The organism is Shewanella psychrophila (assembly GCF_002005305.1).
Classification (GTDB): Bacteria; Pseudomonadota; Gammaproteobacteria; order Enterobacterales; family Shewanellaceae; genus Shewanella; species Shewanella psychrophila.
The window spans coordinates 2,452,841-2,478,143 of the sequence record NZ_CP014782.1 but is presented as its reverse complement, the minus strand read 5'-3'; the positions used below and the strand labels follow the sequence as shown (position 1 = coordinate 2,478,143).

11 protein-coding genes and 1 pseudogene are annotated in these 25,303 nt (G+C 46.0%); 3 read left to right on the top strand and 9 right to left on the bottom strand.

The genetic code is table 11. The features are described 5' to 3' along the window. Positions 1–110: 110 nt before the first annotated feature. The 4 genes and pseudogenes from sps_RS10745 to sps_RS10730 form a co-directional block, all read right to left on the bottom strand. Positions 111–5,993, bottom strand: a complete 5,883-nt coding sequence (locus tag sps_RS10745; protein WP_077752521.1) for a beta-ketoacyl synthase N-terminal-like domain-containing protein — start codon at positions 5,991–5,993, stop codon at positions 111–113. Further along, positions 5,993–8,308 carry a PfaB family protein gene (locus sps_RS10740; RefSeq protein ID WP_077752520.1) on the bottom strand — a complete coding sequence of 772 codons (2,316 nt, stop codon included), beginning with the start codon at positions 8,306–8,308 and terminating at the stop codon, positions 5,993–5,995. Before sps_RS10740 ends, sps_RS10745 begins: the two co-directional genes overlap by 1 nt. Then, positions 8,308–16,582 (bottom strand): annotated as a pseudogene (locus sps_RS10735) (phosphopantetheine-binding protein). Before sps_RS10735 ends, sps_RS10740 begins: the two are co-directional and overlap by 1 nt. Then, positions 16,582–17,442 carry a transcriptional regulator gene (locus sps_RS10730; protein ID WP_169915740.1) on the bottom strand — a complete coding sequence of 287 codons (861 nt, stop codon included), beginning with the start codon at positions 17,440–17,442 and terminating at the stop codon, positions 16,582–16,584. The pseudogene sps_RS10735 and the gene sps_RS10730 overlap by 1 nt, the downstream one beginning before the upstream one ends. Before the next feature lie 598 nt (positions 17,443–18,040). Between sps_RS10730 and sps_RS10725 the strand changes: the two genes are divergently transcribed. Further along, complete coding sequence (locus sps_RS10725; RefSeq protein WP_077752519.1) at positions 18,041–18,337, top strand: hypothetical protein; 297 nt, start codon at positions 18,041–18,043, stop codon at positions 18,335–18,337. 302 nt (positions 18,338–18,639) lie between these two features. After that, entirely contained in the window at positions 18,640–20,721 is a 2,082-nt protein-coding gene (gene fusA, locus sps_RS10720) for an elongation factor G (protein WP_077752518.1), read from the top strand. Between the two features lie 24 nt (positions 20,722–20,745). Here fusA and sps_RS10715 read toward each other — a convergent pair whose 3' ends face one another. Further along, on the bottom strand, positions 20,746–21,294 hold the full coding sequence (locus tag sps_RS10715) for a hypothetical protein (RefSeq protein ID WP_149027262.1): 549 nt from the start codon (positions 21,292–21,294) through the stop codon (positions 20,746–20,748). A gap of 269 nt (positions 21,295–21,563) precedes the next feature. On the opposite strand from sps_RS10715, the gene sps_RS10710 reads away from it, so the two are divergent. Beyond that, positions 21,564–22,481 carry an IS5 family transposase gene (locus sps_RS10710; RefSeq protein WP_077750614.1) on the top strand — a complete coding sequence of 306 codons (918 nt, stop codon included), beginning with the start codon at positions 21,564–21,566 and terminating at the stop codon, positions 22,479–22,481. 45 nt (positions 22,482–22,526) lie between these two features. On the opposite strand, the gene sps_RS10705 is transcribed toward sps_RS10710, so the two are convergent. From sps_RS10705 to sps_RS10690, 4 genes are all read right to left on the bottom strand, one after another. Beyond that, positions 22,527–23,459, bottom strand: coding sequence for a winged helix-turn-helix domain-containing protein (locus tag sps_RS10705; RefSeq protein ID WP_077752516.1), 933 nt, complete (start codon positions 23,457–23,459; stop codon positions 22,527–22,529). Positions 23,460–23,591: 132 nt separating this feature from the next. Beyond that, complete coding sequence (locus tag sps_RS10700; RefSeq protein WP_077752515.1) at positions 23,592–24,164, bottom strand: hypothetical protein; 573 nt, start codon at positions 24,162–24,164, stop codon at positions 23,592–23,594. Positions 24,165–24,280: 116 nt separating this feature from the next. Further along, positions 24,281–24,736, bottom strand: coding sequence for a hypothetical protein (locus sps_RS10695; RefSeq protein WP_077752514.1), 456 nt, complete (start codon positions 24,734–24,736; stop codon positions 24,281–24,283). 164 nt (positions 24,737–24,900) lie between these two features. Then, positions 24,901–25,275 (bottom strand): YajG family lipoprotein, encoded by a 375-nt coding sequence (locus tag sps_RS10690; RefSeq protein WP_077752513.1) that lies wholly within the window; start codon positions 25,273–25,275, stop codon positions 24,901–24,903. Between the last annotated feature and the right edge of the window lie 28 nt (positions 25,276–25,303).

Below are 25,303 nucleotides of genomic sequence, written 5' to 3'. Positions count from 1 at the left end.
TTTAGTTCGATGTCGAGAGCGCTTATAGCAACTCTTGTCTAATTCGTAAGCTTTTAATGGCTAAAGAGCTCGTCTCTTTAGCCATTAACTCAAGCAAAAAAGCGCAGATTTTAGGCTTCTTCGATGCAGATTGCTATATCAAACACTTCGTAAATACGCAGACCATCTTTACTTAGGCTCGCATTACCTGTGACCACTTTCTTGCCATCAACATCTTTAACTGAGGTGATACTGACATCCATAGACATCTGCTTGTTCAGTGGGTTGATCTGACCGCGATACTTCCACTTGATGTTCGACAGAATCTGACCAAACTTAGGATTTTTAAATCCAGCGCCAAGATCTTTACTGATGGCGTAAGTCTGCATGGTTTCGATAATCGCTTCAACTCCCAAAGAGCCAGGCATAACTGGATCTTGGTGGAAGTGGAACTGGAAGAACCAATCACTTGGGTCGATGGTGCGCTCAGCATACAGGTAGCCAAGGCCTTCGGTGCCACCGTTATCGACGATTTCGACAGAGTCGATAAAGTTCAGCTGACCACCGGCTAGTCGGTAGTGTGGCTGGCTCGCTGGGGCGTTAAAGTGACGGCTGCTCTTGTCGAGTAGGTTCACAGTCGTATCTGCCGCAATCCCTTTAGCTACATGCCAAGGTTGAGTAACCTTACCGTTATCAAGACCAAGCTGATCTTTCAGTGCATCACCCTTGAAGTAACCAAATACCGCTGTACCGCGATAGAAAGGCTCGCCATCTGTGCTTAGCTCAAAGCTGAAGCTCTGGATGATGTTAGTGCCTGCCATAACCGTTGATAGTAGACGTGAGTCATTGCGGATAGTCTTGCCGCGAAGGTCCACTTCTCGCAGTAATTCACCTGCACCGTCTAAGTTACGGAAGAACAATTCAAGGCCTGGGAAACCTAATGTGGTGCCCATGTAACCTGAGATAAAGCCGTTTGGCTGTAGCGATATCTCCATCAAGATGGAGTAAGGCATTACCGCTTCATGGTTGTTCTTATCGAAATACCATGCATCCTGTGGTACTTCATATTCAGCGATACATGAAGATGGCTTCTTAAATTCGCCGCGCTTGCCGTTGACTTCGATAACACGAGTAGTCACCTGTAGATCGCCACAGGGAGTACGTGGTGGGATCATGCCGCGATAGATTGAGAACTCAGGCCCGAAACAGTTTTCGATGTTACCGGTCGCAAACTCAAACATATGATACGGCGTAAATGGCACGGTATCAGGTACACGGTTCGGATAATCTGGCGTGATTGGCGCTTCAACGTGTGAAATAGGTATCACGCCCTTGTTTGGCGCTTTAGTCAGATCAGGAATTTGAGCCATCAATGGCGCGTTAGCTGATGCTGGCTGGTAGGCTTTCTTATTAAGTGCCGCAGAAGGCTCACTCTTTACGGGAGCCGCAGGCGCTGTCGATGTAATAGCGTTAGTTGTCAGAGTCGGGTAACGAACACACTCATCTTCCTCTTTGATCATCACACCTAGGTTTTGGAAGTCGACGACAGGCTTACCGTTCAGTAAGATATCGATATTCGCTTTCGCATATGGGCGTGGGCTAAAGCCAATTTCAGTCACTTCCATGCGGTAGGTTAGGGTGCCAGATTGTGGCAGAACCTGTCCGCGACAACGCACCTGCTGTGAAGCGTTTTCAAGTGGCTGGAAACGACCATTCTTGGTTTGTGTGTGCATGCCTAAATGCAACATAAAGAACTGTAGCAACTGGCCACAACCTTCTGCCATTAACGAGCCTGCCATCACTTGGTCGCCCTGGAAATGACACGGGAAGTACCAGTGATCAGCTTCAAGCTGCTTATGACCTTCGATTAAGCCAAGTCCCCAAATACCGCCGTTACGTTCAACTTTGCTGACCTGCTCGATCATCAAGAACTTCTCTGATGCGAAACACAGTGAAGGTTGTGCAGGGCCTGCATGAGCTGGGCCGAAACAGCCTTCAATATCGGCAGTCAGTAGTTTATGGATATCGCCATAACTGAAGCTAGTTTTAGGACAATCAATCAGCGGGTTGAAGGTCTTTTTAACCGCTAGTGCGCGTGCTTTCAATTCATCTTCGCTGCGGATAACGCCTTTACCGTCGGCAAGTTCTTCGTCGGTGAAGAAGCCTGCACAACCGCCATCCATTTTCAGGACCATGGTATCGCCAACGAAACACTCGTAAGAGAAGAAGAACAGCAAGGTTTCGCCGTTACGGGCGTAGTTGTTGATTTTAATATCGTAGCGCAGCGTATCGCCGCCACGTGGCAGATCGCCTAGGAAGGTAAGGGTACAGTCAAGTAAGCGATAAACGCGCTCGCCCTTGTTCTCAAAATCAATACCTAGGTAGCTAATGAGCATTAAGTCACATTGACCTGATTCAACCGCGACGGCCCATGGGATCTGACCATCAATAAGGTATGGCGCATCAATCGGGATATCATACTCTGTGGTCATCGAACAAGGTTTGAACTCATTCATTGTAGCGTCAAGCTTAGTGACGCGAGAGACCAGTAGGTAATCTGTGGTTGGTAGGCGTACGCGACGTGAATAGCTGTCGATGATGGCGTAATCTGAGCCAAATACATTGGCAATATCACCCTCTGCGTACTCAACAAGATCGGCATAGTTCCAGATACATGACTTAAGCTCAGGTGTTGGTGCTATGTATGCGGGCACGTTAGCGTGATCCGGCGCTAGCTCTGGCGTGGTGCTCAAGGTGTTAGCGTATGAAACCGGTGCAGAGATTACTGTGCTAGAGACAGGTGCTGGTGCTTGACCCGGCTCTTGTATTAGTACTTGAGCAAGCTGCTGCTTAAGCAGAGCATCGGCCACTTTCATGCCTGCTGAACGGCTCTTTAAAAATGCCTGATGAGCTTCTTGAGTCAGTTGTTGGTTTTGCGCAAATGCTGCCATGTCACCAGCTGAAACGTCAATTGTTTTGCTAGGCGTTGTAATTACTTTATTTGTCATAAGGGTACCTAAAACTGGAGTAGGGCTTACAGGTGCTGTTAATTTGGGGTCAGTCGTATTAGCTGCTAATGCAGGAGCAGCTAATACGGGTGCTGTGCGTGAGATGATAGGCTTGTGCTGCTTCACAACTGTTGAAGTGCTGCCGGCCGCAAGTTTGCCTTGAATTGAAGCTTGAGCCACAAGTGGTGTATCGACGATATGTTGATAGATATCACGGCCACCTAGTGTTACCTGCTTGAGTAGCTGGTGTTTGGCATCAGATTTAAGCTCACTGCTTAAACGAGCACAAAGAGCGCTGTTTTCAGTTGAGCTTTGGCTGATTAATAGCTGCGAGACTAGATTCTCACTGCTGTTAGCAACGATTGCAGCGCCAGACTGACTTTGGGACTGAGAGTGCTGAGACTGATTCTGAATCGACAGACTAAGCAGGCCATGAAGTAGACCTGCCATCCCAGCAGCTGCAAAACTGTGGCCGACACGCTCATCTGCACTGGTGCTAATAGCATTTGGGAATAGCGTACATACAGACTCAGAAGCGATGCTGCCTGGTGCGATACTTGTCTCAACCACCTTAACCGTGTTGATATCAATGCCTGCTTGGGTCAACAAGTTATCAGTAACTAGGTTCGCTTCAGTTATTCTGCCAAAGGCTAGTGCATCAAGGCTACCGTATGATTTCGCTGAGTTAGCATCAGCTGGCACCAGTACCACAGAGCCAGCACCTTCACCGACATTCCAGCCACGATTACTTTGAGTGGCGCTGGCATCGATAGATACAGGCTCAATACTGTTTTTCAGTATTACCTGCTCGAAACTACCCGAGAGGTCAACTGCTGCAATAACCACAGCATCAAGTGCTTCACTGGCCATCATATTTTGCGCGACATCGATACAGCGACTTACCGACTGCTCAGCGGCAGAGATAGTAAATGCTGGGCCATTAAAATCCCACAAAGATGCGATACGTGAGGCCATGATGTTGCCGATAAAGCTAGTGTACTGGTTGAGCTTAGCCGCATCGAGAACACTATCCATAGTGATAGCTTCGAGCTCTTGGTACTCATTAGTGCTTAAGGTGACGCCTAGCGCTGATAAGCTCTGTTCAAGTTGAGTATGTAAGTTAACGCGGCCGCGGAACTGGTGAAGTTCAAGCTCAGTTTCCATGGCAACCAGTACTGCAACTTTTTGCCCTGGTTTTAACTTGGCATCACGAATAGCTTCATCGGTGACCTTCATCAGCATTAGCTGTTGTGAGATCAGGCGATCATCTTCATTGGGTGGCAGTTTGAAGCGTAGGAAGTCTAAGTCGAAACTGTCGACATAGGCACCCTTTGGCGCAGCGCTAAGACCAAATTCAGCGAGCAACTCTTGGTGTTTCTCTAACCCTTTCCAGCGCTTCTTTGGGAGCGAGATAAAGCCATTGCTGTTTGATACTAGGGCATCATTGAGCTGATTTATGCTGCTAAGAGGACCAAAGTGAGAGGCAAGACCGCTTATCTTCATCGCCTGCGGCTTTGGTGCAATAACCGGCTGATGGCTAGCTATTGCTGTTTGAGCACTTGCGGCTTGATTATGTGAGTAGGACTCTAGCAGCAGGTGAGCGTTACAGCCACCGAAGCCAAATACCGACACACCTGCATGGCGCTTATCATTACCCGCTTTTACAGGCCATGACTGTACTTGATTAGGTAGCGTGCCGGCATCAAATAGGCTATTTGGCGAAGATATCGCATCGCTAATATTAATACTTGGCGGCAGTGCTCCCTCTTTCATGGCGAAGATCATCTTCATGATCCCAGGCATGCCAGCGGCAGTCAGCAGATGGCCTAAGTTAGATTTAGCTGAGCCTATTAGCGGCGCTTTAGTGCCAGCTAACTTATCTTCGAAAAAGGTCTCCATCGAGGTGAGCTCAATCTTGTCACCTAGCGGAGTCCCCGTTGCGTGACACTCAATCACTTCGATATCTTTAGGCTCGATATCACTAGCAGCATAAGCACGTTCGAAGGCTTTTACCTGACCTTTAGGGTTAGGGCTAAGCACAAACTGTCCCTTACCATCGTTAGATAGGCCAACACCACTGACAACAGCATAGATCTTATCGTTATCGCGCTCAGCATCTTCTAATCGCTTAAGTACTAATACACCCGCGCCTTCGCCAGCAAACAAACCTTTGCTGTCGCTATCAAAGGGTACCGATACACCGTGATCCGGATAAGCGTGGAAGATGGAGAAACCCATGTTGATAAAGAAGGGATCTGCACCAGATACTGCGCCGGCTAGCATCACATCGGCTTTGCCTGCGCTTAAGTAATCACAGGCAAGTTTGAGTGAGTAGACTGAGCTTGCACAGGCAGCATCTAGGCTAAGTTGTGCGCCGCCTAGACCTAATGCGTCAGCAACAACCTTTGAGGCGTTGTGGGCGATAGCACCGTTGGCGTTATCTAAAGCTGTTTCGCTTTGACTGCGCACGGTATGGGCATTGGTTGGGTTTAGCTTGAAAGCGCTGTTTCCCAGCTTATCTTGCAGGGCTTTTTCAACCGCACTGTGATAAATAGGTAGAAACAGATCGTTGGAACGAGTTGTTGGGAACGAGAGGGCGCCCATGATGATACCGGTACGAGCAAGTGAGTCGCTCTTTAGGGTCATACCCGCATCAATCAGTGCTTTACGGCTGGTGTCTAGTGCCCAAAGGAAGCTGTCATCCAGTCCTGTTAAGCTCTCTGCCGGTAGTTGATAACCGCCAGCATCGAAGCTGAAGTTCTCAATATAGCCGCCTTTATCACAGTAAAAGCGGTCTGATTGCCCCTGCACACCTTGATAGTCGTGGCTAGTCGCACCGAGTTTTTCATTGGTTAAGGTCGTGCGTGAATCTCGTTTATCGAGCAGGTTCTGCCAAAACTCAGCGGGAGTCTTAGCATCAGGGTAGAGCGTTGCGAGACCGACAATGGCGATCTTGCTTTGCTTAGCCATTTTTTTGGAGTTAGCGTTGTTGTCTGAAGAAGGCATTAAACTTCCCCTTGTAATGTTAGATTCGACATCTGTTCACTCTTGATCTGCTTCATGATCGCAGCAGCCTTCAATTGAGATAGCGCGATTTCACGATTTATTCCATCAATAAGCGGCGTGACAGTGAGTGGCACTCGATGACTAATGAGCTGGCCTAATGCCTTGAGTAGGGTGGTAATATCATCTCCGCCTTTGGCATTCACTGGCACTGTGCAGCATGGGAAGTCGGTCGACTCGCCGCCACATTGATGATCTTGTTTAGCGATTTTGTCGATAAGTGTGCAGTTCTGTCTATCTGCGCCTAATTCGACGAATAGCTTTACGCCTTGTTTTTGAGCGCTATGAATAAGCGCAGTAAAGTCTAAGGTGTTGCAGAAAGTGTCGGCAATTGAGCGGGAAACCACTTGACTGTCTAACCCACCTCTAGCATTTGATACACAAGTATCACCTGAAGCTGCGCTGATAAACTTAATGTCAGTTGGCAAACTCTCAAGCAGCGGCTGATGATAAAACTGCTCTACATTGGCATGTTCTTCCATCGCAGGAGAGGTGTGCATTGCCGTGACTCGATTGGCTGCAATGCCACGCTTTTTCATCCGTGCTAATAGTTCGCGGCACTGAGTTTCACAGCCTGCAATCACACAGGTGTCACCCTGAACAATCGCTAAATAAGCGTGGGGGAACTCAGGCAGAAGCGTTTTAATTGGCGCGGCTTTTGATCGAACCACAAAGCTATTCCAGACGATATCGGCATCACGATTATCGAGCTGCCACGCTTTGCGAACAGCAGTCAACTTGCCTGAGATCGCGGTTGTAAATAACGGATCGGTTTTAGTCTTCTCTATCAAGGAGTGTGGGTCGTTCCAGACTCCCAGACTTGCCCACATCGATGCTTCACCCATGGAGTAACCCAGAGCAAAGTTAGGTGTGATATCAAACTCTTTGACCAATAACTGAGTCAGTAGATAGCTGCTACCTACACCGGCAATAGCGAGATCGCCAAGGGGCATAGCTGGAGTGACTTTAGGGTCTAAGTTATAAATAGCATCGGCTTGGAACATCGACTTCAAATCACCCTCACGCTCGAGTTGAGAATAGAGTGACGGGAAGTATCCATGTAGCTCACTGAACATATCGCTGTAAACCGTGCCCACACCTGGGTAGACAAATGCAAGACCACTTTGAGCAGATGAACCTAAAGGCTCTGCAGTAAAGTAGCTGCCTGCTGGCGTCTTATATTGAAGTGAGGATTGAGATGAGTGAGCTTGGCCTTTTTCAGCCATGACCTTAGGCAGAGTCTCAACCATTGCTTTGAGCTCTTGAAGCATGGCTTCAACTGAACTTGCTTGCAGGGCAATGGCGTATGTGTCAGTACTCCCGTTTGCTTCAAAGGCAAATAGGTTATCACGCATCAAGGTAAGCAGAGATTCACTCGTCGAATTGTTTGCCAATTGAGCCTTTAGTGAACCTAGTGCATCAATAAGCCCTGCTTGGGTATCAGATGAGACCACAAACTGTAATCGATTGGCATGGATAATCGATCTTGGTGCGATAAAGCCTGTGCCTTGGGAGACCACGAAGCTGATGCAGTTTGATGAGCTGCTTTGTGAAGCGCGATTCTGTACAGAATTAGTTAGGTTAATGGCGACCACACGTGCTTGATGGTGATCGGTAAACCAGTAGTGGCTGGTGGCTTGTTTAGGGCCAATCGCTGCTGCATCTCTATGGTGTGTACGCGAGGCAAGATCTTTGATGAGTTCACATACCGCATCAAACTGCTCGGTACTGTTAAGCTCTGGTAGATCAAAGCGCTTGCTGACGCTGTCAGGTTTACGCTTTGCTTGGCTTAACGCACTCTCCATACAAGCATCAGCCATACAAGCATCTGCAGAGGCTGCTGAATCAGATCCAGCTTGCATCTGCATTGCAGCAAGTTGCGCATGGGGGTGAATTCTATTTTGCGCCGCTTTTAGTGCATGCATCATCAACAATGAGCTAGTCGGTGTTGAGATTTGTACTAGCTTACCTTGCTCTATCGACTCGATAGTGGCAGTTAAGTTAGCCTCAAAATCATCAACCTTGATAGAGACAAGCTCGGTGGTTTGTAGCAATGTAGAGTTATGCAGATCTGGCAATAGCACAGATAGCTGCTTAGCCACCTCTGGTGTTTCAAGACTAAGTGTATCTGCGTCTAAACTCTTGCTTAAATCAAGTGATGCCGGCAGCACCAAGAGTGCGATGCGCAGAGGCATCTCACTCTTGATTACTTGATCACTGACGCTAGCTTTACTAACGGGGAGTGTCGAGTGAACCATTACGACTTTCCTCCAGGGGCGCTCAAGGCTGCCTCCTTGCTTTCATTGAGGAAGGCGCTATTGAGGCTCTTGCTGATAGTGACTTTCGCCCCTTTCATCATCGCGCTAAGTTCACCATTTTCATGGTAAAGCGCGACATTAGCTTCAAGTGAGCGGCTGCTTGTCTTAACGACCTTTAGCTCAAGCACTGCCTTATCACCAAATGCCAGTGGCTTGTTTGAGATAAACTCGCCTATGGCTGATGGTAAGCTCGCTGAACCGTACTTAAGCCTTGCCCATACCAGCATCGCCTGTAGCAAAAGATCTTCTGCAAATGGCTGGCTGCCACCAATATGCCGCGTTGCAACAAACTGGCCGCAATCACTGTCATCGACTTGTGGAAGTTGACAATTGGCTAACAGGCCTGCGTCATCAAACTTAAACACTTGCTTGATGCCCTGCAGACGTGGCCCGTGGAATAGGCTTCCGTTGCTGTAGAGCTCAGCATCTGTTGTGACGGCATCGCCGCTCAACTTTATAGACTTAGTGGCAAAGATCTCACTTGATACTGCAAGTGTCGCTTTGTACTGCGGACGACCTTGGCTACTAATTAACGCAGTCATTTGGCCACTACTTCCAAGAACCGCTGAAGGCTCGCTTTCTATGGGCGTTAACTCAAGGGTCACCTCTTGAACATCGCTGCTGTCGAAGATGATCCCTTTAAGTAGCTTATAGTCGAGCACCTTAACTTGAGCGCCGAGCATCTCACTCGCTGCCTCGCGCATCCACTGTATTGCACATACAGTGGGAAGCACTGGGTTACCGCTAATGCGGTGGTCTTGGATAAAGACCATCGCATTAGGGTTCAACGCTCTAGTTAGAGAGACAGGTGCTAGCGGGTGCGATGCAAGTTGCACCTCACCCGCATTAAGCTTTTTTACAGAAGCGTTTCCTGTAGTAGAGCCTTCAGCGTCTTTACTATTTGAGTCGCCACCTTGCATAGAGGTACCAATAAGCAGTTGAGCGCCGGTCTCACTTAGCAGTTGGGTGGCAAACAGCTCAGCCCCTGCTTTTAGTGGGATAACGTACACACCGCGGTCGGTGAACATCTTCTTAAGCGCATCGGTAACCATGCCGCCATCCCAAGGACCCCAGTTAAAGCTCATCACTTTAGCCTGTGGGTTACGTGCAGTGAACTGCAGCGCCGCCTTGTTAAGGATGTCATTTGACATAGCGTAATCGCTTTGACCTGTATTGCCGTAGAAACCAGCAGCAGATGAGAACATCGCTAGCAGTTTTATCTTGCTTGAATCAAGTGCTGCAAGCAGGGCTTTAAGGCCATTGACCTTAGTACCGTAGACGCGACCTAACTCTTCTATTGTCTTATCTTGAATATGCTTATCGGCAAGTACGCCAGCACCGTGAATAAGACCGGTGATCTCATTTGAGCGACCTTTGAGCGCTGCTGTAATAGCGGCGGTGTTAGTCACATCCATGCTGACATATTCAGCACTTGCGCCAACTTGAGCAAAGGCTTCAAGGGCTGTGTTTATCTCGATAGAGCTTTTAACTGTCCAAACTAAGGCTTCAACCTGCTTAGGTGTTGGCTTATTACCTGTGGAGATTATGTGGGCAATAGCAGCGGGTTTTAGCTCGCTAATTTGCTTAGCCGTCGCCCATGTTGGGATAGCCAGTAGCTCGCTACGTCCAGCAAGGATAAAGTGAGACTGAGTACGCTTGGCTAATGCAAGGGCACATTCGAATGTCACACCTTTTGCTCCCCCGGTCACCAGTATTTTATCTGCACTATTAAGTGATGAACCAGCATGTTTACTGCTTGCTTCACCTGCTATTAGGGTTGTACGTTCAAGGTTACCCTTAGCATCGAGTGAGATACCTACTTCTGGCAGTTGAGTGTTACTATCGAACAACTCGTTAGTGATCGCGTCGCTAAGGTGAGTTGCATCTAAGTTAGTTGCGACATCTAGCGCACGGCAGAAGACTGTTGGCCACTCATGGCCTAGTGTCTTAGTTAAACCCGCAAGTGCTGCTTGGTTTAGCTCAGCGTTTTCTAGCTGTTTAGTGTTTAAGTAGCCAAAGCCACCATCGATACGGCTAACAGTGATAAAGCTACGACGCTTATCACTTGAGCTTGTCAGCTTAGGTTGTAGCAGTTTGGCCCAAAGGAAGGCTTGGCTAACGTGAGTGAAGCTTTCACTGCTTAAGTTAACGGCATCATTCAGGTTATCTTCGTTAGCTTCTGGTTGCAGGTGAATAAACCCACTAATTTGACCTAGTTGCTGCTCGATTTGGGCAATAACAGCGCTGATCCCAGACTCATCAATACTCTTTGCTTGGAAGCTTGCTACATCACTGCTTAACGGTGATTGAGCTGCGCCTTTTGGTAGACGTACAACGGCTACTTTCAGGCCTTTTTTTGTTAGTTTCTCTGCTAAAACGCCTGCGTTGTGGCCATCATCTGTGATCACAAGGGTTGCGCTATTTCCATAAAGAGCGGCGAACTTCTCGTTAGAATCAACATTGATTTGATCCGCCGCTTTAAGCTTTTTTAGCGCTACCTCGCTGTGAGGAGGAAGCCCAAGTGAAGCATTAGTTGAAGAGGTGATTGTGTCTGCAACTGACTTAACTGCACCAGTTACAGCAGCGCTTGCTGAACCAAAAGCTGCAGCGCCTGCGGCGGCACTTGTAGATAGTTTAGAGTTCATGTAGCTTACGATTTCGCCCAGTGTACGACACTCAGCAAGATCTTCTGGGTTTAGCTCTGGCAGACCTGGAAGCTCATCTTGAACAGTACCTAGAATTTCAACACGCTTGATAGAGTCGATACCTAAATCGGCTTCCATATCCATGCTCAGTTCTAGCATCTCAGTTGGGTAGCCAGTCTTCTCGGCAACCACTGACATCATAGTGCCTTGTACTTCTTGCGCGCTCAAGGCTGTCTCAGCAGAGAGCAAGCCCTCAGCGGCACTAACATTAGGAGCCGCCGCGGCGCTATTCGTCGCAGGAAGCTTAGAGTTCATATACGCTACGATTTCGCCCAGTGTACGACACTCAGCTAGATCTTCAGGATTTAGCTCAGGTAAGCCTGGAAGCTCATCTTGAACTGTACCTAGAATTTCAACACGCTTGATAGAGTCGATACCAAGGTCAGCTTCCATATCCATGCTAAGTTCTAGCATCTCAGTTGGGTAGCCAGTTTTCTCAGCTACTACTGACATCATGGTTGCTTGGACAGTCTCGGCGCTCAGGGCTGTCTCAGCAGAAGCGCCTGCAGCGGCTTGTGAAGGTGCCGCAGCGACACTTGTATTAGTAGAGCCCGCAGCTGGAAGCTTAGAGTTCATGTAGCTAACGATTTCGCCCAGAGTACGGCACTCAGCAAGATCTTCAGGGTTTAGCTCAGGCAGACCTGGAAGCTCATCTTGAACAGTACCTAAGATTTCAACTCGCTTGATAGAGTCGATACCAAGGTCGGCTTCCATATCCATGCTAAGTTCTAGCATCTCAGTTGGGTAGCCAGTTTTCTCAGCTACTACTGACATCATGGTTGCTTGGACCTTCTCGGAAGAAAGAGTCGCAGAGAGTGAGCCTTCATCGGCACTAACATGAGGAGCCGCCGCGGCGCTATTCGTCGCAGGAAGCTTAGAGTTCATATAAGTAACGATTTCACCCAGTGTACGACACTCGGCTAGATCTTCAGGGTTTAGCTCAGGCAGGCCCGGTAGCTCATCTTGAACCGTTCCTAGAATTTCAACGCGCTTGATAGAGTCGATACCAAGATCGGCTTCCATATCCATCTCAAGCTCTAGCCATCTCAGTTGGGTAGCCAGTTTTCTCAGCTACCACAGACATCATAGTGCTTTGCACTTGCGTTGCAGAAAGACCATTAGCAACGGGAACAGCTGCAGTGATAGCTGGCTGAGAGTTCATAGAGCCTTCGGCTGGAAGCTTGCTTCCCATATAGGTAACGATTTCACCTAAAGTTCTACACTCAGCTAGATCTTCTGGGCTTAGTTCAGGCAGGCCTGGAAGCTCATCTTGAACCGTTCCTAGAATTTCAACACGCTTGATAGAGTCGATACCAAGGTCCGCTTCCATGTCCATCTCAAGCTCTAGCATCTCTGTAGGGTAGCCAGTTTTCTCAGCAACTACTGACATCATGGTCGCTTGAACCTTCTCTGAGCTCAAGGCTGTTTGTGCGCTCAAGGTTGTCTCAACAGAAAGTGAGCCTTCAGCTGCACTTGTGTTAGTCGAAGCAGGCGCCGCGGCGGCACTTGTATTAGTCAGCTTGCTGTTCATGTACGCTACGATTTCACCTAGTGTACGACACTCGGCTAGATCTTCTGGGCTTAGCTCTGGAAGGCCTGGAAGCTCATCTTGAACAGTACCTAGAATTTCAACACGCTTGATAGAGTCGATACCAAGATCGGCTTCCATATCCATCTCAAGCTCTAACATTTCAGTTGGGTAACCGGTCTTCTCGGCAACTACTTCAAGCATGGTGGCTTGAACCTTTTCAGCAGAGAGTACGCCTTCAGCTGCACTTGTGTTAGTTGCTACAGGAGCGACGACTGGAGCCGGTGCAGCAACAGGGGCTACTGTTACTGTTTGTACCGGTGCAGCCCGAACAACTGTGGGGGCTGTAACTACAGGACGTTGGGCTTGAACTGGTGCTAATGGAGCTGCTTGCACTGGAGTCGCTACTTGAGCAGGAACTGGCTGAGCCACTGGTGCTGCTTGGATGATGGCTGGTTGAACTACAGACTGAACCGCTTGAATTGGTGCTGGCGTGCCGTTTAGCATGCTAAGCGCTGCAGTGTTACTACCTGCTTGCATCTCAAGGAACTGAGTATGACTTTGCACTGTTTGAGCTTGTAGCTGGTGGAACTGCTCCATTGAGCGCTGTAGGCTCTCTGGAATAGCAATACCTGAAGTAGTAAGTTTCGTTTGCTCAGTCATCAAGGTTGTGAAGGTCTCACCGTACTGCTGTGGGATCTCAAGGAACTGTTGATGAAGCTGTGCAGCTTGCTGCTGCGCTGCAAAGAAGTTAGTTAGCGCATCGCTGCCGACACTAACAGCCGCTGTTGGCTCATGGCTAAGAACCGCTGATGGCTCTTTATTTAAAACAGGTGCGTTTTGAGACACTACTTGACTCTCTATAATTGTTGGGACTTCTACAATTTTTTCGACGACTTTTTCAATTTCTACGATCTTCTCAACTTCAATCACTTTCTCAACTTCAACTATCTTCTCTTCTACGATAGTAGAGCTGGTGACTGTGCCAGTTTCGAGAGACTTGGCCATTTTGGCGCGAGTTGACTTGCTGATATGGTTAACGGCATTGAGAGAGATGCTCATTGGCGACTTCTTCTCAGGGGCTGCGATATCGGCTTGGTAAGGGTCGATATTATCAAGCTTGATACCAGCAACCGCGAGCTGCACTGCAGCTTGCTTAAGTTGTAGATCGCTATCGCCTTTAGGGCTTGGGTTGATAGAGATAGCGACTATTCCCGCTTTATCAGCAAGTGTTCCCTGAACCAGCTTTTGAAGTATGTTCTTAGGACCAAACTCAACAAATACGCGAGCGCCAGCGTCATACATGGCTTCAAGCTCAGCGGTAAAGCGTACTGATTGAAGCATATGCTTCTTGAACGAGGCCTTTATCTTTGCGGCGGTGTTATCGTAAAGCTCACCTGTTGCGTTTGAGTAAAGCGAGCGAGTAGGTTTGCTGAACTTAGCGGCATCAATGGCTTTGGCAAATGGCGCTTGGGCGTGACCAACGAGCTCAGTGTGGAAGGCGCCAGATACAGGCAAGTTTATCGCCTTATATCCAAGCTCACTCAGTGCTTTAGCGGCATCAGCTGTAGAGGCTGTTGGGCCTGCAATGACAGATTGTGTCGGTGCATTGTAGTTAGCCACTTTTACACCATCGAATTTGGCGATAGTAGTTTCAACGGCTTCAAGATCTGCTGCATTCTTGGTAATGATGGCGAACATAGCACCAGTGTCAGCTTCTACGCCGTCTTTAGTCGGGGCTTTAGTGGCCATGGCATCGCCACGGGCAAATGCTAGCTTATAATAGTCTTCAGTTGAGATAGCGCCAGATGCGCAAAGAGCTGTTAGCTCACCAAAGCTGTGTCCTGCAACCATATCGGCATTGAAACCAGCAGCGGTGAATAGCTCGTACTGACCCATAGAGATAGCACCGATTGCACTTTGTGCATTAGCAGTGTTAGTCAGTATAGCTTCTTGAGCTTTAACATCGTCTCTATTAAAGACTGGCTTTGGATAAAGCGTCTGTGAAAGTGGCGTCTTATTATTTGCGGCAAAGACTTTATCTGCAGCTACAAATTGCTGGCGAATCTCTGGGTAGTAGCAAGCTAGATCGCGGCCCATGTTGAGGTACTGTGAACCTTGACCAGCAAACAAGGCTGCAACTTTACCTTCAACACTCGATGCGCGGAAGCTAGTGCCACCAGGTAGTTGCCAGCCTTCTTGGTCGGCAAGAATATCACTGATGGTTAGCTTAGCGATAGCTTGCTTGATCTGTGTTGCTAGTTCTTCACTTGTGTTAGCCACTAAACCGAGTCGAGGCGCGTTAGCATCAAGTTCACGTAGTGCATAATCAGCCGCAGCAGTGGCAAGCATGAACTGTTCACGTGTTGTCGCTGCAGCCAAGCTGTTTAGCTCAGTGATAAGTGCATCTTTCGATGGGGCACTTACTAAGAAGCTTTGAGCAACTTGACGTTGACGGTATTTTGCTTTTTCGCTATCGAGGCGGCTATGTTCTTTACTGTACTCTTCCAGTACGAAGTGGAAGTTCGTGCCACCAAAACCAAATGAGCTGATACCCGCACGGCGTGGCGTTCCATCGGCGCGTGGTAACCAAGGACGAGTCTCGGTATTGAGGTAAAATGGTGAGTTTTCAATCTCAAGTTTAGGGCTTGGCTGGCTGATGTTAATTGTCGCTGGTAACACCTTATGGTGTAGTGCCAGTGATGCCTTAATCAGACCTGCTGTACCTGCTGTAGACTTAGTGTGACCAATTTGAGACTTCACCGAACCTAAGGCAATGTGTTGCTTAGTGTCGTTGCCATCAGCAAATACTGAGCAAAGACCGGCAAATTCTGCTGCATCACCTGCAGCGGTACCTGTACCGTGTGCTTCGATAAGACCCAATGTATGTGGCTCAAAACCTGCGTCATCATAAGCACGTCTTAGGGCTTTAGCCTGACCTTCTGGGCGTGGTGCGTAGATAGACTTAAACTTACCATCTGATGATGAGCCTACACCTTTAATCACTGAGTAGATTCTATCGCCGTCACGTTCAGCATCTTCTAGACGCTTAAGTGCGATCATACCGATACCTTCACCGATCATCATGCCTTTCGAGTCGATATCAAAGGGCTGAATGGTTTCGTTGGTGGTAAATGCAGGCGTCTTTGAGAAGCTCATGTACATAGACGGTGAGTTATCGGTACATACACCACCTGTGATCATCATCTCTGAGCGACCTTCAACAAGCTCGCTTAGTGCCATACGCATGGCGGCAAGGGAGCCTGCACATGCAGCATCAACCACACAGTTCATGCCGCCTAAATCGAAACGGTTGGCGATACGACCTGAGATAACGTTACCCAGTGAACCTGGGAACGAGTTCTCTTCCCAGTGAACGTACTGATCTTGAAACTTCTTGATCAGCATGGCGCTATCTTCGTCGCTGATACCGCTATTTTTGAATACTTTCTTAAGTACTGGGTACTGAAGACGAGCGGTTAAGCTGTGGCTGATTTTCTGACCACCACCGACACCGAGTGTGATACCAATCTTATCCCTGTCATAACCTTCTGCAAGGTTTGCATCGGCCAAGACCTCTTTAGCAACGATCAAAGACAGCAGCTGTGATGTATCAGTTAACTCTAGGATATTTGGCGGTAAGCCAAACTCCATTGGGTTGAAATCAACATCTGGCAAGAATCCACCACGCTTACAATAGCTCTTATCTGGTGTGCTCTTGTTAGCATCGTAATAATCTTCTGGTTGCCAATGAGTCGATGGCAATTCGGTTATCGCATCGATTTTTTCACTGATCAAATCCCAGAATTTATTCAGGTAACGAGAGTTAGCAAAGATACTTGCCATGCCTACGATGGCGATGGGCATATCTTTAAGACGTTTGTTTAGACGCTTATCGGCTGTCGAGTCTTGTACCGACTCTGGTGCTGATTTTTTATCACTCGCTAAAGGCTTCTTTGAAGGTTTAGAGGTCTGGCTCATTATGAGTCTCCACTGGGTGCCTGATTTTCAGGTGTCTTATTGTTAGTTTCAACGTTTTGTGTGACATGCCCATGACTGAGTCTGGCACCTGGAAAACGCTGTAAAAAGGTGTGGTAGTTGCGAACGAGCAACTTACGCAGATGAAACGGCCCGTGTTTTAAGACATAGGCGATGTATCGATTGGTGGCGTGGGTATTGCCATCTTGGTAAATATCTAAGTACATCCAGTCACTGCTTGTGTCTATGCCGAGCAGTATCGAGCTGGGTTCCTCATTGGTTAGTTGTGGCGGTATGGTTAGTGACACAACCTGAACCACGCTGGTTTGATCATCGTCGGCTATGGTCTTGGCCAAAGTATCCGGATGTAAGGTGTAGGTCTCGATATTACTACCCAGAATGACAGGTAGCTGATTGAAATAACGTTCGGGTACCAAAGGACTTTCGATACAGCCTACCTTAGATACCCCATATCGTTTCAGGCAACGGGCTAATCCAGAACGTGACACATTGGGATTGATAAATTTTTGCGTCACCTTGAGGAGCTTGTCTAGAGGCGTTTTTAGCTGATACCTGAGACCAACCACAACATACTCCTGCAATGGGGTGAGTGTGGTGTTGAGATGATGAGGTGTATTTGGGGTATTTTCGACAGAATCGCGCTTACGCCACTTACGTACGGTGGCTTCGCTGATGTTCAGCACTTTAGCAAGTTGACTCACAGAAAAGTCAGATTCCTGAATGAATCGACGCATCTCTGGTGTCGTGGTGGCATTGCTATGCCGAGTCTCTGTTGCGGTTTGCGTACGCTTACCCTGATTTAAATTATCTGAAATAAGCTTTTTGCGAGTTTGTTCTACCATTAAATTAGCGGTGTTCCGTTAATAATGTACTGGGACTAAATACGACTTTATGACTGAGGTACTCTGCAGAAGTTCCCATTCTATCGTGATTTAATCAGTATTGTTTGGCCAATGGTTGAGCACATTACCTGAGCTTTAATAGCAATACAATCACCTGGGACTGAATAGTTTCTCTTCAGACCAGTTTGAGCGTACGAGTGTGCGCTTTTGTTGATCTGTATTAATAGTTAAGTTCAGATTATGTAAAATGTTGAAGGGGTATTGCTAGATAGATGTCCACTTCAAATTAGTTTGGCCTTTAGTGCTAAATATCAAGCATAGTTTACGAGGATATATAGCCTTAAAATAAGCTGGTTTTGGAGCTGTCTGTAGTTCTTTAGTCTTAATTAAAATGTCTTTTTAGTAAAAAAAACTGTACAGGCTGACGTTATCGATATGAATATCAAGTGTGGGATTTATTTGCAAACTTGTTGCCAGTGTGTAACTTTTTTGTTCTGTTAAGGCGTTTCAAAGTTAGGTTTTGGATCGGTTTAAGAGTTGGACCGAAAATTCATTTAGGTGAATTTATTTTAAGGAAGAATCAAATAAGGAGAAGTTAGTGTCTAAATTAGATCTCAACTTCATAAAATCAGGGGTTTTGGTTACGATCATCTTAGCAGCAACTGGGTGCACCTCAGTTGCTGATGAGGCCATGACTGAAGAGCAACGTGCACTGAAAGAAAAAAATGAGCAAATACTTGCCGAGTCTGGCTATCGTTGTAAAAGAGTAAAGCAAACGGGATCAAATATTCCTATTAAGATTTGCAATACGAGACAGCAACGTGATGATCGTAAACAAGATGCGCAAAAGATGGTAGATGATATTGTCAATGGAGCACCACCACAGTCAAACTAATTCTCTTACTCATCTTTTAATTCATGCTCTATAAATATAGAGCATTTATCTTCATAATTTTACCTAACTAAAATTTCTCTATCATCATATTTCTCCCCATTTTGCATTTTTAAGATAAAACTAAATTTGAATATTCTCTAACCTAGCATTTCTATGAAGTGAGGGAAGGAAAATGATTAGGTCAAATAATGACAGAGCTTACAGGTCTATACTTTAGCTACTGATCCGATTTACTTCATTAGAATGGTTAGATTGTCTGTTAATGGATAACAATCTGCCCTCATTAACTTCAGGAGTTGGTTATGGCTGAGTTTATTACCGAGCAGATCAGAAATATTGCTGTGCTCGGACATTCAGGAGCTGGGAAGTCTTCGTTGATTGAGGCCTTACTCTACCGCGCAAAGGCGATAAGCCAAAAGGGCAGGGTGGATAGGGGCACAAATCATGCTGATTTCACTGCCCAAGAACAGTCCCACCATCATAGCCTTGAACCTTCCTTTCTAAATCTCGATTTCAACCAACACCATATCAATCTTATCGATACTCCAGGATTACCCGATCTCTTTGGCCGCGCGCTGCAGCCTTTGCCTGGGGTTGAGTCAGTATTGTTAGTCATTAATGCGGCCTGCGGGATTGAAACTATCACGCACAGAGCATTTGAGGCTGCCAGAACTCAAGGTAAAGTCGTCTTGATAGTAATTAACCATATCGACGGTAACCAAAATAAGTTGCCTGAGCTGCTCGATGATATTCAAACTCATTTTGGTGCTCGTTGCCTTCCGGTCAATCTACCTAATGTATCAATCGATGACGTTATAGACTGTTACTTACACAGTGAAAATGAAGCGGACAGTCAAAGAGATCCTTTGTTTCATTCGGCAATAACGGCTCGTGATGAGCTGGTTGATACTGTGCTTGAGGAAGATGAAGCCTTGATGGAGATGTATTTGGAGCAAGGGGAACAATTGACCCCTGAGCAGCTTCATGAACCATTAGAAACGGCGTTAAGAATGGGTCATCTGGTTCCAGTCTGTTTCACCAGTGCTGAAACTGAAGTGGGTATTGATTCCTTGCTCGAGATGATCACTAAACTTATGCCCAACCCGTTTGAGGCAAATCCACCTCAGTTTGTTAATGGTTTTGGTGATGCCATGTTGCCTGTCGACGTGACACAAAAAGCCAATGACCACGTGTTAGCCCATGTTTTTAGTGTCTCTATTGATCCATTTTTTGGCCGTACCGGGGTAGTGAGGCTACATCAAGGTACTATGACTATCGGCATGAAATTATTTATTGGAGAGGGGCGTAAACCTGTCAAAGTTACTCATCTGTTTAGGCTGCAAGGAGATAAACATGTTGGTGTACCAAGGGCTGTACCTGGGGATATTATCGCGTTGGCCAAAATAGATGAACTTGAGGTGGGCGCTGTACTACACGATAGCCATGATGAAGATAAGTTTCATCTGCCTGAAATGAGCTTGCCTCAACCAATTTTTGGCTTAGCTGTGACGCCTAAGCGTCGTGGTGACGAGCACAAAATTGCTGAAGTGTTACATAAATTAGTCGTGGAAGATCCCAGTTTGAGTCTGGGGCACTCTAGTTTTGGGGGGGCTAACTTAGCTGGTCATGCCTCTGAGGGGCAGGTTGTACTGCAAGGACAAGGAGAGCTGCATCTGCAGATTGCAATCGAGAAAGCTCATGACCTATTTCATGTGGATATGGATACCGATAAACCCGCCGTGGCTTATCGAGAAACGATCACGGCAAGTGCCCTAGCTCGTTACCGACATAAGAAGCAATCAGGTGGCTCGGGTCAGTTTGGTGAAGTAGAGCTTTGTATTGAACCTCTCCCAAGAGGCGCAGGTTTTGAGTTTGTCAGTAAGGTGGTCGGTGGTTCAGTTCCTGGACAGTATGTATCTGCTGTTGAGAAGGGAGTGAAAGAGGCCATGTTGCATGGTCTGCTAGCAGGGTTTCCCATGCAAGATATTAAGGTGAGCCTGCTCGATGGTAAACATCACAGTGTTGACTCTAAAGAGGTCGCTTTTGTGATGGCTGGTAAGAAAGCCTTTATCGATGCAGTAAGTCAGGCTACCTCGGTTATTTTAGAACCCATAGTCGAGATGCAAATTTGTGTTGCGAGTGAGCATGTGGGGGATATCACCGGTGATATCAGTGCTTGCCGGGGAATGGTGTGTGGTACTAAAGCAAAGGATGGACAAAAGATTGAGGTAAGCGTCGAGGCGCCCCTTGCTTCAGTTGATGATTACTCAACACGGCTTAAGTCTATGACAGGCGGAGACGGTCAATTTTCGATGGTGTTTAGCCGTTATGACGTGACGCCCGAGCATGTGCAGCGGCAACTAGTCGCACATGCGAGAGAATAAGCTCTTTAACATCTGCTTCTTATATTAATGAATTTGTGCCTTCATCTTGCTCTTCATTTTAGAGAGGTCGCTGTAGAAAAATAAACTCTCGGCGATTTCCAATACCCGAGGTGTTTCAGACTCATGTATTGCCTGATAGTAATACTCTTCGGCTGTGGCGGGGTTACCGAAGCTTTCAGATAGCTTGGCTTTAAGTATATATGTGATAACTGTTTCATGGCTGTTCGGTATGGCTTTGAGATATTTTAACGCTTCAATGGGCCGATCTTTAGATAACGCATTCATGGCCAATGCTTCATTGGCTTTATCGGATCTGTTTCCCTTGATTAAAACAGGAATGATTTTCTCAAACTCTTGATTGAGTCTGTCGACTGTTTGCTGAGGCTCCTTATCTTTATTGAGATAGGTGACCACCATGCTGTAGATGTAATTGGTGGAGAGCAGGTAATGATTGTCTGGCGCGAGTTCCAGAGCCTTCCTCATCAAGTCAATGGACTTCAACTGATCTCGGGGGGCATGTAGGGCTGCTAAAGTCTTTAATGTATAGACCAATGCTTGTGGCTGCTCAGGCATAGAACTTAATAATTCATTAATTTGCGCTTTGCTAACTTCTACATTAAAAGAAGTGAGAATATCGCTTAGCATACGATTAATTGTAGGCTTTAAATTGTTATTATCGATTCGGTATTTACGATCCAGATGTTGGTATTGCGAGATACGATTGAAGTACTCTACATTGATATAATTGGTACCATTTTCTTCTGGCCTTGTTTCCTAAATCGATTGAACCTTTTGCAGCTTATGTGATCTGATCTTCCAATGTGGTTATTGGAAACATCAAGATGGGTAAAGCTAAGCGTAAAATGACCAATTGGTCTCAGTACAACAAGGCATTGATTAATCGAGGGTCCTTGACCTTTTGGATTGATGAGCACGCCATTAGCTCTTGGTGTTGCTCTGAACATCACGGCCGCCGTGGCCGTGGGTATATTTACTCTGATGTTGCTATTGAAACTGCATTGGTTGTTAAAGGTGTATTCAACTTATCACTGAGAGCACTAGAAGGTTTCACTACCTCGGTTTTCCAGCTTATGAATGTGCCACTAACCTCACCAAGCTATAGCTGCATTAGCAAACGTGCCAAGACCGTAAATATCAAATATCGCTCACCGAGTCGTGGCTCTGTGGCACATGTAGTGATTGATTCAACGGGCCTTAAAGTTTACGGCGAGGGAGAATGGAAGACTCGAAAGTATGGTAAAGAAAAGCGTCGTACCTGGCGTAAGTTACACCTCGCAGTAGATGCTAATACGCATGAAGTCGTAGCAGCAGAAGTCACTCTGGTTAACGTTGCTGATAATGAAGTGTTACCCACATTAATCAAGCCGTTAAGAAGACAGATTAAACAAGTTTCTGCTGATGGAGCATACGACACCAAAGCGTGTCACAAACTCCTTCAGCGTAAAGGTTGCAAACCCACTATCCCACCAAGAAGCAGTGCTGGGTTTTGGGAGGATGGGCACCCTCGAAACGAGGCTGTGAGAGCCCTCAAAAATAATGAGTTAGCGCAATGGAAGAAGGAAAATGACTATCACTTACGGTCACTATCTGAAACAGCAATGTACCGATATAAGCAACTAATTAGTCCGAAACTTAGCCTACGAGATTATAATGCTCAAGTAGGTGAAGCGCTGGCAGGTGTAAAGGCAATGAACAAAGTCATAAGACTAGGAATGCCAGTTAGGAAACAGGCTGCCTAGTTAGCTCAAACCCTTGGAGTAGCTGCATCTATAGCGAGGATTTGATCAACAACGCCTATTTTCTTCGGTAATGATAAACGTTAGCTCTTTAGCGGCATCATTGTGAGGGGTATTATGGAAAGCTATGCGAAAATTCACCTTATATTTCAGGTATTCAACGATCTTAAAAATGACCCCATGTTGGACTTGTGTCGAGGATAAATCGGTACTGATTCTGGCTCGAATAAATCTGGGTTCTAAGTTGTTATAGATGACTCCTGAGCTGGCCTGATTTGCCTTGTCTTGCCCTTCTGGAGAGCTATCTTGTGATACCGGATCAATATATTTGAGTGAATACTGGCTAATAAAGACCAATAAAATGAGGCAGAATATGAGCGCTGTAATGACAACAGGCCCTTTTAATCTGGTTGTTTTCCTGGCTGACTGCTTTTCATCATTTTGAGTCTGCTTGCTAAGACTTTCAGTTTTAGCATTGCTTGAACCACTAGCTTGGTTTAATTGAATATTTTGTTTGTCTACGGCCGTTTCATTTGAAATAGAGTCGATATGCTTTTTATCATCTGGGTTTGCTTCTTGCCTAATTCCGGCCACATGAGTTATGTGGCCATCTGCAAGACTCTCTTTTTCGGTGTGAGTGTCTGTTTTATTTGTTGAAGGTAAAACCTGGACGTCAATGTCGAGTTTATAACCACGCTTCGGGACGGTGATAATATATCCCTGAAGGTGTTTATGGTTGGTTTTAAGAATTTTTCTCAACTCAAATATCGCTTGAGTGATGACTTGATCAGTTAGTACTAAGCCCTTCCATACCTCATCAATCAATTCATCACGACTCAAGGTGGTCATAGGGTTTTGGCAGAGATATAACAAGAGGTTAGATAAACGGTTGTCGATAAGTGTTTCCAGCCCGTCTAGTATGAGCTTGTTTTCGTGGGGGATGAAGATCCAGTTATCAATTTGGTAGTTTACCTTTGCCATCTATATTCCTAACTTATTGTATCTATGAGCCATACTAGGCTGTTTCTGATAAATATCAATTATTGAGCCTCATTACGAGTAAAGCCACCTATGAAAGGTGGCCAAAAATGAATGTGTAAAAGCGTGTTGTGATTAGTTGGGCTTTTCACATACCTGATAGGCATGCTGGCGGGCTTTACGGCGCTCTGGACCAAAATCTTTCTGCTTCATCAGATCTATGGCTGATTGGCATGCTTCAGATATTTCAGTTGACTTGCTGTTATTGCTAGCCTTTTTTGGGCTATTTTTATGTTCAGTTTTAGCCTGTTTCACACTTGTTTCTGACTTAATCGCAGTTTCATTATCGCTACTTGTGTCATTGACCTTAATGGCGCAATAACTGTTGTTGGTGCGCCTGACTGACTTGCCTTTATCACTTGAGTCGATTGCTACACAATCGCCTTGCATGATCTTGTTAGTTTGACTTTCTATACGAACAAGCTTCTCAGCTCCTATCATCTTTATGGTATAGCCGTAGGTTGCGCTAGCATACCAAGGGTTAGCGATCTCATTGGCTTCTTGGACGGTGCCATAACTGACAGAAGCGTATGAATCTGCGGCAAACACATTCGGCGTCAGTGCAGCAAACAGCAGCAAGCTGATAGCGCCTATTTTAGCAAATAAAAAGATAATACTGGTCGAACTTTTAGCTAATAGTGGAGGCATATTTTTGTACTCTACAGTTTCGATTTCGGATTCGTTAAAAGATGGGCTAGGTACTAACCTATGCCAAGATGAGATAAGCCCATAGCTTTAGCCTATGGACTTATCTCATCTTGGTTTTAATTAAGGATTGGGGGGAGTGCTTGGCTGTACTCCGTCACTTTGGCGATATATTCGCTGAAGCCGTTATAGTATTTGTTGCCTTGCAGTAGGCTGGCAGAGAAATAGTCTGGCTTATCTTTACTCAAGCGTTTAGATAGGCTGCTGGTTAAGTTTTTAAGGCCACTGATACCGTAGATATAATAGGACTTAGCCTTATTGAGCTTCATCTGAGCAGCCTGTTTATCACTCACTCTGTCTACGCTAGTGAATTCATACATGTACTCAGTTTCACGGGTTATATCATCGAAGTGAGTGGAAGCGGTGGAAATGTAAATACTATTTTTTATATCCACTTGCTCGAGCTGACTCATACTCTTATTGAATATTTTCAAGTCCTTGCTGTTGCTGTCCAAGTTGGCTGCTGAGGCTGTCAATGAGGTTAATGCTAATAAGGTTATAGCCAATTTTTTCATTTTTAACTCCTAAAACCACTTTAAGGAAAAGTTATTAGAGATCTAGGCTATGTTCTCTTGGCTTTAGATACATAAATTGTAGATAAAGAATATATAAAATCAATGGGTTTATTGTCAACTCATTGTATGTAGTGGTTTTTATTTGTTATTAGTTATGTGGTTTTTTAGATGTGCCACATAATCTTCTTGGCTTTATCTCGTCTGAGCTTCTTTATTTCTTGTTGAAATATTTCTAACTGTTGAGGTGAGAGTACTTGCTGAAGCTCCATATTACGGGTTTTCTCAAGTTGTTTCGTCATTCTTTTTCTTTCTAAAAAGCGTAGATCTTGAGACGCAAGTGAGGCTGATTTTGCATTGTATTTTTGGTTAATTGTTTTAATTTTTGCAATTTGAGCAGTCGTGAGTTGAAGGTGTTTCTTCATAGATGCAGTACTGTTGAAGGGGGTCGGTTCTTCTTGAACTTGAGGGGGACTTATGCAGCCGGAAACACTTAAACAGGCTGCAATAAATACTGAAGTTAAATATTTTCTATTGATCATACGGAAATCATCTCTTTACTACTTTTAG